At 67.9% G+C, this 17,033-nt stretch carries 14 protein-coding genes and 1 tRNA gene; 7 read left to right on the forward strand and 8 right to left on the reverse strand.

What is annotated here, in order from left to right; genetic code table 11:
* Positions 1-10 precede the first annotated feature (10 nt).
* A complete protein-coding gene (gene tsaD, locus ACK4I0_RS04400) occupies positions 11-1,147 on the reverse strand; it encodes a tRNA (adenosine(37)-N6)-threonylcarbamoyltransferase complex transferase subunit TsaD (protein ID WP_409608464.1) in 1,137 nt (378 codons plus the stop codon).
* Positions 1,148-1,202: 55 nt separating this feature from the next.
* Between tsaD and hemC the strand changes: the two genes are divergently transcribed.
* The 3 genes from hemC to ACK4I0_RS04415 all read left to right on the forward strand — a co-directional run bounded on the left by hemC (position 1,203) and on the right by ACK4I0_RS04415 (position 2,941).
* Positions 1,203-2,144, forward strand: a complete 942-nt coding sequence (hemC, locus tag ACK4I0_RS04405) for a hydroxymethylbilane synthase (RefSeq protein WP_409608374.1) — start codon at positions 1,203-1,205, stop codon at positions 2,142-2,144.
* Between the two features lie 20 nt (positions 2,145-2,164).
* The gene (locus ACK4I0_RS04410) at positions 2,165-2,827 is read left to right on the forward strand and encodes a uroporphyrinogen-III synthase (RefSeq protein ID WP_409608466.1); all 663 of its coding nucleotides are present in this window, start codon (positions 2,165-2,167) and stop codon (positions 2,825-2,827) included.
* 38 nt (positions 2,828-2,865) lie between these two features.
* Positions 2,866-2,941 (forward strand) — tRNA-Thr (locus tag ACK4I0_RS04415).
* 248 nt (positions 2,942-3,189) lie between these two features.
* Here the strand turns inward: ACK4I0_RS04415 and ACK4I0_RS04420 are convergent.
* Both ACK4I0_RS04420 and ACK4I0_RS04425 read right to left on the reverse strand, forming a co-directional pair.
* Complete coding sequence (locus ACK4I0_RS04420) at positions 3,190-4,644, reverse strand: fibronectin type III domain-containing protein (protein WP_409608376.1); 1,455 nt, start codon at positions 4,642-4,644, stop codon at positions 3,190-3,192.
* Between the two features lie 23 nt (positions 4,645-4,667).
* Positions 4,668-7,520: a TonB-dependent receptor gene (locus tag ACK4I0_RS04425; protein WP_409608378.1), complete on the reverse strand. Its 2,853-nt coding sequence runs from the start codon at positions 7,518-7,520 to the stop codon at positions 4,668-4,670.
* Positions 7,521-7,786: 266 nt separating this feature from the next.
* Here ACK4I0_RS04425 and ACK4I0_RS04430 point away from each other — a divergent pair, with 266 nt between their 5' ends.
* Complete coding sequence (locus ACK4I0_RS04430; RefSeq protein ID WP_409608380.1) at positions 7,787-8,110, forward strand: hypothetical protein; 324 nt, start codon at positions 7,787-7,789, stop codon at positions 8,108-8,110.
* A 475-nt stretch (positions 8,111-8,585) separates the two neighbouring features.
* On the opposite strand, the gene ACK4I0_RS04435 is transcribed toward ACK4I0_RS04430, so the two are convergent.
* On the reverse strand, positions 8,586-9,059 hold the full coding sequence (locus ACK4I0_RS04435) for a hypothetical protein (protein WP_409608382.1): 474 nt from the start codon (positions 9,057-9,059) through the stop codon (positions 8,586-8,588).
* Positions 9,060-9,394: 335 nt separating this feature from the next.
* Between ACK4I0_RS04435 and ACK4I0_RS04440 the strand changes: the two genes are divergently transcribed.
* Positions 9,395-9,586, forward strand: coding sequence for a hypothetical protein (locus tag ACK4I0_RS04440; RefSeq protein WP_409608384.1), 192 nt, complete (start codon positions 9,395-9,397; stop codon positions 9,584-9,586).
* A 233-nt stretch (positions 9,587-9,819) separates the two neighbouring features.
* A complete protein-coding gene (locus ACK4I0_RS04445; protein WP_409608386.1) occupies positions 9,820-10,515 on the forward strand; it encodes a Crp/Fnr family transcriptional regulator in 696 nt (231 codons plus the stop codon).
* A gap of 7 nt (positions 10,516-10,522) precedes the next feature.
* Here ACK4I0_RS04445 and ACK4I0_RS04450 read toward each other — a convergent pair whose 3' ends face one another.
* Positions 10,523-11,161, reverse strand: coding sequence for a Crp/Fnr family transcriptional regulator (locus ACK4I0_RS04450; RefSeq protein WP_409608388.1), 639 nt, complete (start codon positions 11,159-11,161; stop codon positions 10,523-10,525).
* A gap of 184 nt (positions 11,162-11,345) precedes the next feature.
* Between ACK4I0_RS04450 and ACK4I0_RS04455 the strand changes: the two genes are divergently transcribed.
* Positions 11,346-12,956, forward strand: a complete 1,611-nt coding sequence (locus tag ACK4I0_RS04455; RefSeq protein WP_409608390.1) for an AbgT family transporter — start codon at positions 11,346-11,348, stop codon at positions 12,954-12,956.
* On the opposite strand, the gene ACK4I0_RS04460 is transcribed toward ACK4I0_RS04455, so the two are convergent.
* The 3 genes from ACK4I0_RS04460 to ACK4I0_RS04470 all read right to left on the reverse strand — a co-directional run bounded on the left by ACK4I0_RS04460 (position 12,941) and on the right by ACK4I0_RS04470 (position 17,016).
* On the reverse strand, positions 12,941-15,451 hold the full coding sequence (locus ACK4I0_RS04460; protein WP_409608392.1) for a glycosyltransferase: 2,511 nt from the start codon (positions 15,449-15,451) through the stop codon (positions 12,941-12,943). The two genes, ACK4I0_RS04455 and ACK4I0_RS04460, sit on opposite strands and share 16 nt — an antisense overlap.
* 99 nt (positions 15,452-15,550) lie before the next feature.
* On the reverse strand, positions 15,551-16,012 hold the full coding sequence (locus tag ACK4I0_RS04465; RefSeq protein ID WP_409608394.1) for a MaoC family dehydratase: 462 nt from the start codon (positions 16,010-16,012) through the stop codon (positions 15,551-15,553).
* Positions 16,013-16,023: 11 nt separating this feature from the next.
* The gene (locus tag ACK4I0_RS04470) at positions 16,024-17,016 is read right to left on the reverse strand and encodes a threonine/serine dehydratase (protein ID WP_409608396.1); all 993 of its coding nucleotides are present in this window, start codon (positions 17,014-17,016) and stop codon (positions 16,024-16,026) included.
* Positions 17,017-17,033 lie beyond the last annotated feature (17 nt).

A 17,033-nucleotide genomic window follows, 5' to 3' on the forward strand; every position in this document is an offset into this window, starting at 1 on the left:
GATCCCCCGGTCACGCCTTGGCGCCCTTGCGGCCCGCCTTCAGATGCACAGGATCGGATATGGCGCGCGCCTCGTCCAGCGGCCATCGCGGCCGCGCCGCCACGTCGATGTCGGACACCAGCCCCTTCTCTAGCCGCTCGGCCCCAGCCAGGGCGATCATGGCGGCGTTGTCGGTGCAGTAGGCCAGCGGCGGCGCCAGGAAGTCGAAGCCGTGCCGCGCCGCCGCCTCGGTCAGCCGCGACCGCACCGTGCGGTTGGCCGCCACGCCGCCAGCGACAATGAAAAGGCGGTGGTCGTGCGTTTCCGCATAGGCCTGCATCGCCCGCTCGGTGCGTTCGGTCAGCTGGCGCGCGATGGCGTTCTGAACCGCATCGGCCAGATCGGCGCGGTCCTGCGCGGTCTCGCAGGTTTCCGCCAAGCGCGACGCGGCGGTCTTGAGCCCCGAAAAGGAGAAGTCACAGTCCTTGCGGCCCAAGAGCGCGCGCGGCAGGTCGAAGCGCGAGCCGTCCCCGCCCGCGGCCAGCCGCTCAAGCGCCGGGCCGCCCGGATAGCCCAGGCCCATGGCCTTGGCGATCTTGTCGAAGGCCTCGCCGGCGGCGTCGTCGATGGTTGTGCCCAGCCGCGTCATGTCGCCGATGCCGCGCACCTCCAGCAGCTGGCAATGGCCGCCCGATACGAGCAGCAGCAGAAAGGGATAACGCGTCTGCGCCCCCAGCCGCGCCGACACCGCATGGCCTTCCAAGTGGTTGACGGCGATCAGCGGCAGGCCGCGCGCCAAGGCCGCCGCCTTGCCGTAGCTCAGCCCCACCATGACCCCGCCGACCAGGCCCGGCCCGGCGGTGGCGGCCACGCCGTCCAGCGCGCCCCAGTTGAGCCCCGCCTCCTTCATAGCGCGACGGGCGACGCCGTCGATCATCTCCACATGGCTGCGGGCCGCGATCTCGGGCACCACGCCGCCATAGGCCGCATGGTCGTCGATCTGGCTGTGGACCACGCTGGACAGCACCTCGGCGCCCGCGTCCGACAGCCGCACCACCGAGGCGGCGGTCTCGTCGCAGCTGGTCTCCAGGCCCAGCACGGTCAGGGACGGCGGGCGCGCGTCGGTTGCCGCCGCCGCCGTGCTGCTATAGTCCGCGCGGTCTGTCATCGGCCGCAGGTAGCGGCCCCGTCCCGCCGCCGCAAGTCGAGGCCGCTTCGCCGTCATGTCCGCTCTTGTCCGTATCGGCACCCGCCGCTCGCGCCTGGCGCTGGCCCAGTCCGGCATGATGCAGCGCGCCATCGGCGCCGCGCTGGGCGTCGCCCCGGCCGATCTGGACGCCGCCGTGCCTCTGGTCGAGATCGTCACCACCGGCGACCGCATCCAGGACCGCCGCCTGCTCGAGGTCGGGGGCAAGGCGCTGTTCACCAAGGAGATCGAGGAGGCCCTGCTGGACGGCCGCGTCGACGTCGCCGTCCATTCCATGAAGGACGTGCCCGCCGACCAGCCCGAGAGTCTGTGCATCGCCGCCGTGCCCGAGCGCGAGGACGCGCGCGACGCCTTCATCAGCGAAGCCTGGGCGACCTTCGACGATCTGCCTGCCGATGCGCGCCTAGGCACCGCCAGCCTGCGCCGTCAGGCCCAGGCCCTGGCCGCGCGTCCGGACCTGAAGATCGAGATGCTGCGCGGCAATGTCGATACGCGGCTGCGGCGTCTGGCCGACGGCGACTTTGACGCCATCCTGCTGGCCGTATCGGGCCTGAACCGCCTTGGCCGGCCCGAGGTGATCGGCGAGCATCTGTCGCTGGATCGATTCCTGCCGGCGCCTGGCCAGGGCGCCCTGGCGCTGCAGACCCGCGCCGAGGACCTCAACGCCGCCTGGATCGACGCCCTGAACCACGCCGAGACCGCCCTGTGCATCGCCGCCGAGCGCGGGGCCATGCGCGCGCTGGAGGGCTCGTGCCGCACCGCCGTCGGCGCCCACGCCGCCGTGACGGACGGCCGCCTGCGCCTGACCACGGAAATGCTCAGCCCCGACGGCTCCGCCCGCTGGCGTCGGTCCGGCGAGATCCAGGCCGAGGCCGGCGAGGACGCCGCGCGCGAACTGGGCGAACGTCTGGGCGCCGAGGTGCACGACGCGGCTGGCGACCAGAGGATCGCGCTCTGACGCCGATCCGCCGCGTCTGGATCACGCGCGCCTCGCCCGGCGCCGAGCGAACCGCCGACCGCCTGACCGCCCTCGGCTTCCAGCCTGTGGTCGCGCCCCTTCTGGCCATAGAGCCGATCCCTCAACCCGCGCCCGATCTGGACGGGGTGCGGACCCTGGTTTTCACCAGCCGGAACGGGGTCGCCGCCTTCGCGGCCCTCAGCGAGCGCCGCGACCGTCCCGCCCTGACCGTCGGCGACGCCACCGCAGACGCCGCGCGCCAAGCGGGCTTTCAGGACGTGACCTCGGCGTCGGGCGCGCTGGACGACCTCGCCGCCCTCATCCGCAGAACGCCGGACGCTGGCCCCGTCCTGGCCTGCCTGGCCGAGACACCCGCAGGCGACCTGGCCGCCCGCGTCGGGGGCGGCGTCGAGATCCGCGTCCTGCGCGTCTATCGCGCTGTCGCCACGCCGGCCGGGCCGCCCGAGGCCTTCGACGCCGTGCTGATCCATTCGCCCCGCGCCGCGCTGGAACTGACGCGCCGCCTGACGCCCGACGCCGCCCGATCGCGACTGGCCGTGGCCATCTCGAGCGCCGCCGCGGCGCCGCTCGCGCCCCTGCCGTTCGCCGGCGTGCGCGTCGCCGCCCACCCCGATGAGGCCGCCCTCATCTCGGCGCTTGGCAATCCCGGCGCGCGCGTATAAAGAGCCCACCTTCGCTCGGCTCTGCGCCGACGACCGGAGCCGCTTTAGCTCAGCTGGTAGAGCATCGCATTCGTAATGCGGGGGTCAGGTGTTCGAGTCACCTAAGCGGCACCACTTTTCCAAAGCATCATTAGCTTTGAAGCCAGGCCGGGCTGGGCCGGAAGGTGCTTGCCATTGGGATGCAGGTAGGTATCCGGTGGGAAGCGTCTTCGGCAGCTAATGACTCATTGCAGACGTCGAGCGCGTCCGCTTCTAGGCGTCCCGAGTGGAACCGCTCGGGCGTGATTATCCCGCGTCGTCACCCGCCGCTGCGATCATGGGGTATCTCCTGCATGCTTGGGGAAATGCAGGAGACCCCCGCGTCAGTCCTTGATCTCGGCCGTACACGGACGATCGTCCGGGCCCTGTTCGCCATCGCAACGCCGTAGGGCGGCGAGCTCGTCCTGGGGCGTATCGATCAGACGATTGCGGCCGTCTTCGCCGCGCACGAGCGTGAAGGCGTCGTACAGCCGGCCGGTGGCGGTGAAGGCTCTGAACAGCAGTCGATCGCCGTCGACGTCGATCAGCTGATAAAGCTCGGTGTTCTCGGCGGCGCGCACCGGCTGGGTGTCGGCGCGGTCGTTCAGGCCGTACATCTTGGAGCCGACGACCGACACGACGTAGACAGGTCCCTGGGGGCGGCCTGCATCGCTGGTGGCGTGCGAGGCGCCGGCGCCGGCGGGGTCGGACACGCGGGCGTAGCAGTGGTCATGGCCCTGGAGCACCAGGTCGATGTTGCGGGCATCAAAGATGGGCTTCCAGGCGGCCTTCAGCGCCTCTGTATCGTTGGGCCGTGCGCAGGTGAACAGCGGCTGGTGGAACACCGCGATGTTCCAGCGCGCCGGGCTCTCGGCCAGCACGCGGTCCAGCCAGCGCGTCTGACTGTCCACAGCGCCCAGGTCGAGAGCGGCCGTGCCGTCCAGGACGATGAAACGCACGCCCTGATAATCCACGAAATAGGTGGTCGTCTCAGCGCCGGGCGCTCCATTGCCGGGCAGAGCGAACTGCAGCGGCCAGTGCGGGCCGAGACGGCGCGTTTCCTCGCCATCCGGCAGGATGTGGTCGACGTACTCGTGGTTGCCGGTGGCCGGCAGCTGGGGCGTCATGGCAAAGGCGCGGCCGCCGGCCTCGGTCCATTCACCCCATTCGTCATCGTGGACCTTGGTCTCGCGCTGTGCGACCAGGTCACCGGCGTGAAGGACGACGGCGGCGGGGCCGGCTTCCTTGAAAGCCGAGCGGATGACGCGCGAGGCGACCGACAGGATGTCGTTTTGGGTGTCGCCCAGATAGATGATGCGGAACGGCTCCGCCTCGGCGGCCGCCGTTCGGAACGGCAGCCACTCGCTCCAGCCATCGGCGGCGCGCACCCGGTAAACATAGCGGGTGGCGGGTTTCAGATTTTCGAAGCGCGCCTGGTGATAGATCGCGTCGCCGTTCTCGTTGGCGATCGGCGTGCTGACGCCGGTCACCGTCACCGCCGCGTAACCAAGCAGGGGGCCATCGATCTCTTCGGCGATCTGGGCCTCGGCCGACGTCTGACGCGTGTCGGTGCGCCAGGCGACGGCGGCGCCGGTGGCGGCGTTGGCTGCCGGAGACAGCACGATGCGGTCGGCCCATCCCTTGGCCGCATAGCGTCCATTCGGCGCGTGGGCGGGCGGCGGCGCTGGGTCGGGATCCGGCGGCGCTACGACCTGGGCCTGGGCTGATGCGGCCCACAGCGCCAAGGACGCCGCTGTAGTCGCGATCAGAGCCAATGATTTGCGGGGGTGTCCGGACATCGACGTCTCCGATCCGATGCGCATCAGAAGTTCACCCGCGCGCCGACAAAGAACAGGCGGCCGAAGCGTTCCCGCTCGGTCGGCCGCGAGCGGACGCCAGCGTAACGCACGCCTTCAGAGTCGGTCAGGTTCTTGGCCTCAAGATAGATGTTCACCTGCTCGGTGACATCGAAGTCGGCCGTGAAATCCAGCTGCGAGCGGCCTTCCCAATAGATGTCCAGGCGCGGATCGCCGTAGTTGAACTCCTGCAGGAAGTCGCTGCGGTCGGTCCAGGCCAGGCGGGCGTTGAACCGCGCGGTCTCATAGAAGGCCGACAGATTGACGGTGGTGTCCGACTGGTTCGGCAGCGCCGCCTTGGTCCCGCGCCCCGGTCCGGCGAAGGGAAGGGTCATTTCGGCGTCGGTCCAGGTGTAGTTCGCGGCCACGCCGAAACCCGACAGCCAGCCCGGCATGAAGGTGAACTGCTGCTGATAGTTGAACTCGACGCCGCGGATGAAGCCGTCAGGGGCGTTCTCGGGCCGGGTGATGTCCGCCGCCAGGCCAGCGTAGGTTCCGCGCGACGTCAGCTCGAAAACATAGTCCTCGAGGTCCTTGTAGAAGACCCCTGCCGAGATCACGCCCAGCGGCTCATAGTAGTACTCCAGGCCGGCGTCGAAGTTGTTCGACAGGGTCGGCTTCAGGTCGGGGTTGCCGGCCGTCAGATCGATCACTTCGCCGGCCGTGCGATCGCCGCTCTCGCTGATGCGCGGGACGTTGTCCCGGTAGCGGGGGCGGGCGATGCCGCGCGTCAGCGCGACGCGACCCACCAGATTGTCGCTGAAGGCGTAACGCAGGGTCGCGTTCGGAAATACCTCAGTGTAGCTGCGCGAGAAGCTGCTGACGGTGAAGTCTTCAGTGTCCTCGTTGAACACCGGCGCGGCGCCTTCGAAGTCCGTCCGCTCGACCCGCAGGCCCAGGATCAGGTTGGCCCGATCAAACTGGATCCTGGTCATTCCGTAGGCGGCGTAGATGTCTTCCTGAGCGGTGTAGTCAGTGGTGGTCGAGTTCGCGATGCGACGATAGGCCGAAGCCGCCGTCAGCGGGCCCTGGCTGCCGAAGTAGTCCAGCACCAGGCCGGCGTCATACTTGAAGCCGAGGTTGTAGTCGAAGTTGCGTGACGGCGTGTCCGACAGCAGATCGGCGAACCCCAGCGCCGGCCGAGCCGAGGCGTCTCTGTTTCGGAAGCTTTCCTCGTCGGACTCGATGTCGCGCTGGCGAAGGCGACCGCCGAACTTCCACTCCGCGGGCTGGTTGAACAGGGTGGTCGGGATGTTGAGGTTGATCTCCGCCGCCGTCTCGTCCTGGGTGGTGCTCTGCCAGCGATTGACGTGTTCGCGGAACGCGTAGTTGGCCGGGTTCAGGTGCTCCTGAGTGGTGAACAGCGACAGGTTCGGATTGTCGAAATCGCCCGAGAAGTCATAGCTGAGGTTCGGCCGCGCCGTGGACCGGAACAGCAGTTGCTGGCGGTTCGGATAGGTCTGCTCGCCGCGCGCGAACGACACGGTGTAGTCCAGCGTCATCGTGTTGATGTCGTGCTCGCCGCCGGCGCTGATCGCCAGGTTTTCGTCGCGCACGACGCGGTGACGGAACTCACGGGCGAAGCGGCCGGCGGTGAAGCTCGCCGACTGTTCGGTCGCGCCGGGCTGGATCGCGCCTTCCTCGTACAGGATGGCCAGCAGGTTGCGGAACTCGTCGTCGGTGCGGAGCGCCCAGGTCCCGCGGACGAAGTAGCGGTTCAGCGCATCGGGCCGATATTCCAGCGCGCCTGTGAGGCTGAGGCGCTCGCGGCGGGTGTCGTAGTCCTTGAACTCCTGAACCGGCACGCCGAGAATGTCCTCGCCGTCCGCGTCCTCGATCAAATCCCAAGCGGACTCGATGTTGTCCACGCGCCGGTCAGTCTTGGCGTAGCTGGCGGACACCACAGCGCCGAACTGACGATCCGGGCCAAAGGTGTCCGACGCCACGACCGAGGCGCGGCGATCGTTGGTCGAGCCCATCTCGTTATAGCTGCCGCCGGCGTTGAGGCGGATGTTCCGGCCGCGGCTGTCAAAGGCCGAGCGCGTCACCAGATTGATCGAGCCGGCGATGGAGTCCGCGTCCTGGCTGGGCAGCAGGGTCTTGTTGATCTCAAGCGAGCTGACGACTTCGGAGGGCAGGGCGCCCAGATCCACCGCGCGGGTGTCGGGGCTGGTGCCGGGAATGGACACGCCGTCCACGGTGATCGAGGTGAAGGCGGCCGGCGAGCCGCGCAGGCTGACGAAGTTGCCTTCGCCCTGGTCCCGCTCGACGCCGATGCCCGGCACGCGCTGAAGCGCCTCGGCGATGTTAGAGTCAGGGAAGCGGCCGATCGAGTCCGAAGACACGACGTTGCTGGTGTTGTCGGCCGTCCGCTGCTGGTTCAAAGCGCGCGCGACGCCGTCGCTCAGCGAGCCGACGACCACGATCTCAGCCACCTCGGTCACGTCCGACACAGTGATATCTGCAACTGTGGCGACGCCGGCAGCGACGGTCACTTGGCGGCTCATTGTCGGATAGCCGAGGTAGTCGACCTCGACCGTATACCGTCCCGCCGGCATCGACGGCAGGATGTAGCGCCCCTGACGATCCGTCGACGTCGTGAAACCCAGTTCGCGGATGACCACTCGTGCGCCGGGCAGCGACGCCCCTGACGCGTCTGACACGCGGCCGGTCAGCGTGTTTTGCACGGCGGCGGCGTCGCCAGCGACATCCGCGAGGACAGGTGCGGCGGCCCCCAAAGCGGCGGCGACGATAAGCGCGCCGGCCGAAGCCTTGAGCGAAAGACCTGCGTGTCGCGCGCCGACAGGCTTGATGATCATGTCGATGTTCCCCAAAGATTCGCGCTAGCGGCGCGATCAACGGGGTCGGTAGCGATGAGTTGTGACCCTTCCTCGTGACTTCTGTAACGCTGCAGCGATGATTGGACGAAGGCGTTATGTCACTCGCCCGCTCCGAAAGTCGCCTGTTTGGAGATTTAGGAGTTTCTGCTGATGGCGCTTCTCAGACCCGAAGGCCTGAGCGCTGCCTTTGACCTGTTGCGGCCTCTGGGAGTGTCCGCTGTAAGGTCGGAAATGGAGCCTGCTCCATGCCTAGGGTGCTGAACCTGGAAGCGGGGGGGGATCTGCCTTGTTTGGAGATGCGTGCCCCCCGGACCGCATGCCTTCAAGGCAAAGGCGGGTCTAAACAGCGAAAACCGGAGCAACCCCAAGCAACCAGCAAGATAGATGCGCTGCCGCTAGTGGTGACGGCGGGCTGCCGTGTCCTGAACAAGAAAGTCTCCGACATCCGCGCCAAGCGCGCTAACAACATGGTTCAAATCTTCCCTCGCTCTGGCGGCAAAGGTTCCGCCGTCGGCATTGCTGCGCGGGTCAGCCCGGATTTCGTCAGCGGATCGGGCGCGAATGAATGACTTGTCCAGCCGCGCGGTCTTGACGGTGACCCTTAGAGTGTAGCCGTCAGGGCCGCCGGCTAGATGAGAATTTAACACAACTGCGTGGGGTCGGCTGCCAGTGCGCTCCGATGGAAAGCCAGCCTCAGTCAGTCGGCGGATAGCCGTGCTGCCGATGGCCCCGGCAACACCGCTCCCGGTTGCGGGGTAGTCTTCAAACCAGCCGGACACGGTCCCAGCAAAGTACATCGAGTTCCGCCTCTGAGACGGAAGTTCAACGCGGTGCATAATCGGCGCAAGGGCTGTCTCAGGTGGCTGAAATCCTAGATCTTCGCTCGCAGAGAGCCCGATCGCGCTCATTTGGGGCGGGCGAACCTTTTTGGGCTCCTGATCGGATGTGTCATCGCCACATCCGACCATTGCAGAAACGACTACAAAACAAAAGGCGCGATGAAGAGCATCCAAAGGCAGGTTCCTATGCTGATGCCCAAAGAGCTTAGGCCAGACTAGCTAGCATCAACCCCGATGGTGACGATCTGCGTGACCCTTCACGCCGGTCGAGATCGACATCTGGCCCGTCGCGGCTCGTGAGGTATTCGCAGAGCCCGTTCAGACCGAAGACGACCGCCGACCCGTCCCGCATTCGGGCGGCCTGGTAAAGCGGGTAGGTGTGAAGATGGGGCCCCGAAAAGTCATAACGCTTGCGACACTCGAACGGGAGCCGTTCGGTTCGAGCTGTCCCGCGATAGACGAAGCTGGCGCTGAGGGTCAGGCTGACGACCGTATCATCCCGGCCTGTAATAGAGTCGCAGGCACCCACGTTCACGCCCACCAGCGCCAGAATCACGCGTGAGAGTAGGTTTTTTCGGAACGGCCGGATGCGGACCTGCCCATTCTGTGGCGAATTGGGAGACTCGCGCCGCTGTTCGCCGCGATGAGCAGCGGATTTCGTGCCTCTTGGCGGCGTCATCGCTCTCTCCTGATCGATCTTTTACGTGGCGAAGTGTGTGGGACGGGCTTTCCGAGCACACCCCGATGGGTCAGAAACTCAAGCCCTGCCTGGATTCCGCCTGGTCGCTTCCGTCGATTTCGTAATGCGGGGGTCAGGTGTTCGAGTCACCTAAGCGGCACCACCTTTCTCAGTCATCGTTCTGACTGCCCTTTCCGCCTATGTCGGTCATCAGACAGACGCGGGGCGGGCTGGGCTGTATGAAACGTCCGTCGCGGACGGATGTCAGGCATTCTGCGACTGGACAGAGCGGCCGGCGGCACGCGCTCCCGCCGTCGTACTGGGGGATCGGGGCCGTGACCTATTTCTGCTTTGTTGAATGCGAAATACTGAGCGTGCCGCACATGGAGCCGCTTGCCGCTGACGACGCCGAGAGCGCCCTGGAAGAGGCTCGAAGCCTGATGAGGCGGCATTCCAGCGCCATCGCCGCTCATGTCTTCCAGGGTGAGGCTCGGATTGGAACGGTGACGCCTGACCTGGCACGCTGAGACGCAATCAGCCTTTGCGCGTTCAGGCCTTGAACCAGAGAGGCGCAGCCATGACAGCGAGCGACAAGACGAGAGATGAAGGCCGCAAGGCCAATGGCGCGGGGCCCGGAGGCAAGCCCGACGCCCGGACTTCCGACGCGAAGGTCAGGGAGACAGGACATGAATCCGCGCGTCGCGCAGGGCCAGACGGGCCCGATGCTCGTGCGGTGGGCGACACCTTCAAGCGCTGACCCATGGCGACCGGCAACCATTTCATCGATTCCCTGGCGGCGGACGACGCCTCAGCCCGTGCGCCGCTCCTGAAGCCCGTGAGGCTGGAGGCGGGCCAGGTGCTGATCGAACAGGACGGCGCGGTCGACACCGTCCACTTCCCGATCGAGGCTCTGTTGGCCAATGTCGTGCGGCTGGACGAAGGGGCCAGCGTCGAAACGGCGATCGTCGGGCGCGAGGGCGTGTCGGGCCTGGCGCCGGTCATGTCGTCCACGCCCTGCTCCTGGGAAGTGGTGACGCGCCGGGCCGGTTCGGCCCTCAGCCTGCCGGCCGTGGCCCTGCAACGCCGACTGGGGCAGAGCGAGCCGTTCCGCGAGCGGCTGCTGATCCTGACATCGCATTACCAGAGCCAGGCGGCTCAGACGGCGGCCTGCAACAGCGTGCACCGGGTGTCGCAGCGATTGGCTCGATGGCTGCTGACGGCCGCTGAGCTGAGCGGCGATGAGCGTGTCGATCTGACCCAGGAAGAGCTCAGCGCGCTGCTGGGAGCTCAGCGCACCACTGTCACGGAGGCCGCCCAGGGGCTGAAGGCGGCCGGCGCCCTGGCTTACAGCCGCGGGGTTGTCACGATCAGCGACCGCGAAGGGCTGGAGCGCGCCGCCTGCGGCTGCTTCGCGTCCGAGCGCGACCGCATGCGGCGATTGAAGCTGACGTTGTGACGCCGCCTCATCGCGGGGCGCATTCGCAGGCCAGACGGGCAAGCGTCTCGCGGTTCAAGACCCTGACGCGGCCCCAGGAGTAGGAAACGGCCCCGGCGGCCTGGAGGCTCTGGGCGGCGGCGTTGATGGTCGATCGCTGGGCCCCCAGCAGGCCGGCGAAGTCTTCCTGTTTCAGCGGAAGGATGTCGCCCTCTATCCGTCTGTGGCAACGCAGTATCCAGGTCGCCAGGCGTCGAGACGCGGCGTGCACGGCGTTGCAGGCCACCGCCTTGTGCAGATCCGACTGCAAGGTCGCGCCATACGTCAACATCAGTTCGGTCAGGGCGGAGCCGGCGCCCGTCAGGGCCTTTAACCGAGCCTGCTCGACGCGAAGGGCGCGGCCCGAGGTCTGGGCCGTCACGCGGACGGGGGACGGCCGCCCGGCCGCCGGCGCCGCCAGATTGATCGCCCCCTCGGGGCCGAACACCATTACGCCGACCATCCGTCCGTCGCTCAGGACGACATGGGCTGTCGCCAGGCCGGCTTCGATGAACCAGACATGAGGCGGCGTGTGGCCCGCTTCGGCGAAGACGTGACCAGGTTCGAAGTCCACGGCGGCGGCGATGGCTAGAATCTGAAGTCGTTCGGTTTCCGGGAGATCGGCCAACAGGCGATTGGATATGGTGACGCTTTGCATGTCCGCGCCCTACGCCCTGCGTTGCGGGACGTCGGTCCGGAAGCCGACTTTGCCGGCTTGATCTCTGTCGTCGGGGCTGGTCCATTCGGTCGCATTGATCCAGCGGCCGACGTGTTCAATCGTCGTCGGTCGCCGAGCCGGAGCCCTTGCCTTCATGTCCGATATTCAGCCCGCAACGCCGGACGGTGCCCCGCCGCCCGCGCCGAAGCGCAACGCCTTCACGCGCTTTCTCGATACGGTGGAATGGCTGGGCAATCTGCTGCCGCACCCGGTGACGCTGTTCGCCATTCTGGCGCTGGGCATGGTGCTGCTGTCGGGCCTGTTCGGCCTGATGGGCGTGGCGGTCGAGGACCCGCGCCCGGTCGGCGCAGCGGGCCGGGCGGACGACGGCATGATCCGCGCGGTCAGTCTGATGAGCGCGGACGGCATCCGGCGCATCTTCTCCAGCCTGGTGACCAACTTCACCAGCTTCGCGCCCCTGGGCGTGGTGCTGACCGCCATGCTGGGCATCGGCGTGGCCGAGAAGTCGGGCGTGCTGTCGGCGGCGGTGCGCGGCATCGTGCTGGGCGCGTCCAAGAATGTGGTGACGGTGGCGATCGTCTTCGCCGGCGTGATGTCCAACACGGCGTCGGAGCTGGGCTACGTCATCCTGATCCCGCTGGCCGGCGCGGTCTACTATTCGCTGGGCCGGCATCCGCTGGCGGGCATGGCGGCGGCCTTCGCCGGGGTGTCGGGCGGCTATTCCGCCAATCTGCTGATCGGCACCATCGACCCGCTCTTGGCCGGCATCACCGAAGAGGCGGCGCGGCTGATCGATCCGGCCTATGCGGTGACGGCGACGGCCAACTACTACTTCATGGCGGTGTCGGTGTTCATGGTGACCATCGTCGGCTCGCTGGTCAGCATCTTCATCGTCGAGCCCAAGCTGGGCGCCTATGATTCCTCGCGCGCCGATCCCGAAGTGCTCAAGGGCGGGGCCGCCGAGCCTCTGACGCCCATCGAGAAGAAGGGGCTGGGCTGGGCCGGGCTGGCGGTGCTGGCGGTGCTGGCGCTGATGGCGCTGACGCTGGTTCCGGAATGGGGCGTGCTGCGCGACCCGGAGACCGGCGACCAGCTGCGCTCGCCCTTCTTTTCGGGCTTTGCTGTCTGGATCCTGATCTTCTTCCTGGCCATCGGCGTCGCCTACGGGCGAGCTGTCGGCACGGTGAAGAACGACCGCGACGTCATCGACGGCATGGCGATGGCGATGTCCACGCTGGGCCTGTACATGGTCATCGTCTTCTTCGCGGCCCAGTTCGTCGCCTTCTTCAACTGGTCGAATCTGGGCGCCATCACGGCGGTGAACGGCGCACAGGTGCTTCAGGACCTTGGGCTGACCGGACCCGCCCTGTTCATCGGCTTCATCCTGATGTGCTGCATCGTCAACCTGATGCTGGGTTCGGCCTCGGCGCAGTGGGCGATGACGGCGCCGATCTTCGTGCCGATGCTGATGCTGATCGGCTATTCGCCCGAGGTCATCCAGGCCGCCTACCGCATCGGGGATTCCACCACCAACATCATCACCCCGATGATGAGCTACTTCGGCCTGATCCTGGCCTGGGCGGTGCGTTTCGACAAGAAGGTCGGCATCGGCACCATGATCGCAATGATGCTGCCCTATTCGATCTTCTTCACCATCGTATGGATGGCGCTGTTCTTCCTGTGGGTGTTCGGCCTGGGCCTGCCGGTCGGGCCGGGGTCGCCGACCTACTACAGCGTGGGCTGAGGCGCGGCGGAAGGCTCCAGGAGTTCGAGCAAGGCGCGGGAGGCTTCAACCTCTCGCGGGCGCCGCACGGCCCCATAGGCCTGGGCCATCATCCTGGCGGAACGCGGGGCGGTCGGCGCAGCCAGGAAGCCGAAGCGCGCGCAAGCCAGCGCCCGGATCGGCGAGCCGGCGCGCCTGGCCTGCTGAAACGCCAGCGCCCAGTGATCCAGGCTGTCGGGGCAGGCTAATGCAGCGTCCTCGGCGGTGTCCGCCGCTGTATCCAGCCGCCCGAGCGCGGTCAGACCCTCGCACAGAATCTTGACGAAGCGGATGTCCCAGGGTGCGACGCGCAGGCCGCCCCGCGCCATCTCCATCGCCTCGTCCCAGCGCGTCAGCCGGGCGAGGATCATCGCGGCGTCCAGGCGATGCGAGGCGTGCTCCGGATCAAGTCCGATGCACCGGTTCAGCCGTTCCAAAGCCCGGTCGGGATCAACCTTGGCCAGGCCCCCGGCTTCGGACGACAGCCGCTGGATTTGCCGAAGCATGGCGAGCGCGTCGCGGGTTCCCTGCTGGGCGGCGCCGACGCTGACAAGAATCAGGCGTTCAATCATCGGGCGCATCTCCGGGGCGTCCGCGAACAATGTCGTGAGCGCAAAGCGCGCGCGGCGCTGAAGGCCGGCGCGCTCCTGTTCGAGGCGGCGATCGACGTCGGTTGCGGGGTCGCGCCAGCGTGCTGTGCGCAGCGTCCGTTGACGGGCACGGGCCTGGGCGTCGCTTCGCAGATCGCGCGTCGATCGCGGATCGCGATGCAGGGTCGAAACGTCCGCATCCAGCCGAACGCCGAACCGGCGGCAGACCTTGTCGTTGAGATAGGCGTCCTCACCGCCGCCTACGCCGATCGGGAAGCGCCCGATGGTGTCGAACAGCCGCCGCGCATACGACAGACCATAGCCGGGCGCCGCCATTTTGGGCTGGCCGGGCCAGCGCGCGCCGCGATTGCAGGCGCTGGCGACCCACGAGACCAGGCTGTCCGCATCGGCCGGCATGATCCGGCTGGGAACCGCCGCCGCGCCTTGGCGGTGCAGAGCGAGGCGGTCAGCGATCCACGTCGGCGTGGCCAGACAGTCGCCGGCCAGGAAGGCTACGACAGGCGCTCGGCTGGCGTCGATGCCGACATTGCGGGCCGCCCCGACGAAATGGGGCTCTTCCAGTGCGACAAGACGCACGCGGGGCAGATGATCCGCCAGCAGGCCGTGGACGTCTCCGCCGCCTGAGTTGACCACGACGACCTCGGCCGTCGGCGACTGATCCACGATGGAGGCGACGGCGGCCTTCAGTCCGGGCTGAGCGCGAAAGCCGATCACGATGACGCAGATTTCGGCGTCCCGCGCGACCTCGGCGCCCTCCACGACTGTCGCCTCTCCATCCACCCAACGCCGCCACAGGGCGTTTGAGCCGGTCTGGGCTTCGGACCCGACCCGAGCAGCACCGAACGCCTGTTGCGCCAGACGGCTGTCGGGCGCCAAGGTCAGCGCCTGCGCCGCCAGGGTCTGCGCACCCGTGTCGTCGCCCAATTCGCGACGAGCGCGAGACTGCAGGACCAGAGCCGCAAGCGCGTCACCCTCGATCTGGGGCGGCGCGGCGGTCAAGGCCGCCGCCGCCTCCGCTTCCGCCGGGCGGCCGGCTTCCAGAAGCAGGGCGGCGTGCAGAAAAGGCAGGTCAGGCTGAGCCGGAAAATCGGCCGCCGCCCGGCGCGCAATCTCGGCGGCGAGGTCCAGTCCGGCGGTGTTGCGGCAGCGTTGAATGGCGTTCAGTCGGCGGTCTAGAGGATCGGCGCCGACCTGAGCACCGGCGGGCAGGGGGGCCGCCCACAGGCCGCCGTCGTCCTGATGCGGCGGGCTGAACCGTTTCTCGTCCGGCAGGTCGGCCAGCTTCATGCCCGCTTCGATGTCGAGGTAGTCGTAGCCCAGGCTCTGATGTCGGCGGGCCGGGTCCGCCAAGGCGTAGTGGTCGCGTCGCAGGGTGCGGCGCGCCGGCGCGATCATGCGCAGATGGCAGCAGGCCACGCCCGAGTGCAGCACGCGGCGCGGATGGTCATAGGTGAAGGGGTCGCCATGCAGAGCATCTGCGGGGACGCGGATGTCAGGCGCGATCGGGAACAGACGCTTGCGCACGCGGTCCCGCCACGGGCCGTCGATCCGATACTGGGTCGGCGTAAACATCTCCAGCAGGTCGACCGTCCAGATCGGACGCTCGGGCGAGCGCGTCAGCTCGGGCAGGCGAGCGGCGAAGGCGTCCTCGAACCGTTCGTCGGGGTCCACCACCAGAAGCCATTCGGCGCCGTGCCTGCGGGCGGCGCGTAGCAGGGCGCGGCGGCGCTCGGGTTCGGAGCTGCGCCAGCTTATGCTGCCCCGATCATTCAGTGACACCCAGCCATGGACAATGGGGTCCAGGTTTTTCAGCAGATCCGGCACCAGATGCGCGTCGTGCCGGTAGGAAAAGCACGCCAGGACCATGGGTTCGCCCCTGCCGGGCGGTCGCGTCAGGCAGGTTTCGACAGGCATCAAGGCGTCACTCGTGTCAGGAAAAGGAGGCCTGGCGGCCAGGGGCAGGGGTCAGCTCCCAGGCGCGACCATCTGCATGCCCAGCCACTCGGCGATCAGGGCCGGCTTGTCCGCGCCCTCGATCTCGACGGTCAGTTCGTGCTTGAGCAGCCACCGCCCGCCGCCCTTGTCCTCGGCCGACAGCAGTTTGAAACGGCCGCGGATGCGCGAGCCGGCGGGCACGGGGGCCAGGAAGCGCAGCTTGTCGAAGCCGTAGTTGACGCCCATCACCACGCCCTCCAGCGGCTTGACCGCATCATAGCTCATGGCCGAGGCCAGGCTGAGGGTCAGGAAGCCGTGGGCGATGGTTCCGCCGAAGGGCGTGGCCTTGGCGGCCTCGGGATCGACATGGATGAACTGCTCGTCCTCGGTGATCCTGGCGAAGGCGTCGATGCGGTCCTGGTCGACGGTGATCCAGCGGCTGAGGCCGACCTCCTGGCCGATCAGGTCTTGAAGCTCGGAAGGCTTGGTCATGGTCGTCTCCGTCAGGTCGCGGGGATGAAGCGATCCTCGATGATGGCGGAAAACAGCGCGGCGTCCACATTGCCGCCCGACAGGACGATGGCGCTGGTGCGGTCCCGCGCCTCGACCTTGCCGGTCAGCAGCGCCGCCAGCGACACCGCGCCACCGGGTTCGACCACCAGTTTGAGCGTGCGGTAGGCATAGCGCACGGCCTCGGCCACCTCGGCGTCGGTCACGGTTTCGACGCCGGACAGACGCTGGTTGATCGGGAAGGTCAGCTCGCCCGGACGGTCGGTCATCAGGGCGTCGCAGATGGTGGGATGAGCCACCGGCGCATGGGTCAGCCGCTCTCCGGCCTGAAGCGACAGCAGCGTGTCGTTATAGGCCGCCGGCTCCACCCCGATGACGCGGGTGTCGGGCGACAGGGCCGCCATCGACAGATTTATCCCGGCGATCAGCCCGCCGCCCGAGGCGCCGCACAGCAGCTGGTCGATCTCGACCTTTCGGGCGCGCGCGTCCTCGACGATCTCCAGCCCCGTCGTGCCCTGGCCCTCGATGACAAATGGATCGTCGAACGGGCGGACCAGGACGGAGCCGCGCGTGGACGCGATCTCCTCGCCGATCGCCTCGCGGCTTTCGGTGTAGCGGTCATAGCTGCGCACCTCGCCGCCGAAGGCCAGGACGCCCTCGACCTTCACGCGCGGACTATCGGCCGGCATGACGATGACGGCGCTGGTCCCGACCATGCGGGCGGCGGCGGCCACGGCCTGGGCGTGGTTGCCGGACGAATAGGCCACCACCCCGCGCGCCTTTTCGTCCTCGGTCAGGCGGCTGATGCGGTTGTAGGCCCCGCGGAACTTGAAGGCGCCGGCGACCTGCACGGTCTCGGCCTTCATCAGCACGCGCCCGCCCAACCGCTCATTGAGCGCCGGATGTTCGAGCAACGGCGTGCGGACGGCGGCGGGGGCGATCTGGCGGGCGGCGTCCAGGACGCCGTCGAAGGAGGCGGTGTGCATGGCCCCCTCTTACCCTC

This window comes from Brevundimonas sp. (genome assembly GCF_046295775.1).
Taxonomy (GTDB): domain Bacteria; phylum Pseudomonadota; class Alphaproteobacteria; order Caulobacterales; family Caulobacteraceae; genus Brevundimonas.

Coding starts and splice junctions, on each gene's coding strand:
- ACK4I0_RS04465 (WP_409608394.1), bottom strand. CDS start 16,012: ATGACCAAGCCTTCCGAGCTTCAAGACCTGATCGGCCAGGAGGTCGGC.
- ACK4I0_RS04460 (WP_409608392.1), bottom strand. CDS start 15,451: ATGGTCCTGGCGTGCTTTTCCTACCGGCACGACGCGCATCTGGTGCCG.
- tsaD (WP_409608464.1), bottom strand. CDS start 1,147: ATGACAGACCGCGCGGACTATAGCAGCACGGCGGCGGCGGCAACCGAC.
- hemC (WP_409608374.1), top strand. CDS start 1,203: ATGTCCGCTCTTGTCCGTATCGGCACCCGCCGCTCGCGCCTGGCGCTG.
- ACK4I0_RS04425 (WP_409608378.1), bottom strand. CDS start 7,520: ATGATCATCAAGCCTGTCGGCGCGCGACACGCAGGTCTTTCGCTCAAG.
- ACK4I0_RS04430 (WP_409608380.1), top strand. CDS start 7,787: ATGCCTAGGGTGCTGAACCTGGAAGCGGGGGGGGATCTGCCTTGTTTG.
- ACK4I0_RS04455 (WP_409608390.1), top strand. CDS start 11,346: ATGTCCGATATTCAGCCCGCAACGCCGGACGGTGCCCCGCCGCCCGCG.
- ACK4I0_RS04445 (WP_409608386.1), top strand. CDS start 9,820: ATGGCGACCGGCAACCATTTCATCGATTCCCTGGCGGCGGACGACGCC.
- ACK4I0_RS04435 (WP_409608382.1), bottom strand. CDS start 9,059: ATGACGCCGCCAAGAGGCACGAAATCCGCTGCTCATCGCGGCGAACAG.
- ACK4I0_RS04420 (WP_409608376.1), bottom strand. CDS start 4,644: ATGTCCGGACACCCCCGCAAATCATTGGCTCTGATCGCGACTACAGCG.
- ACK4I0_RS04470 (WP_409608396.1), bottom strand. CDS start 17,016: ATGCACACCGCCTCCTTCGACGGCGTCCTGGACGCCGCCCGCCAGATC.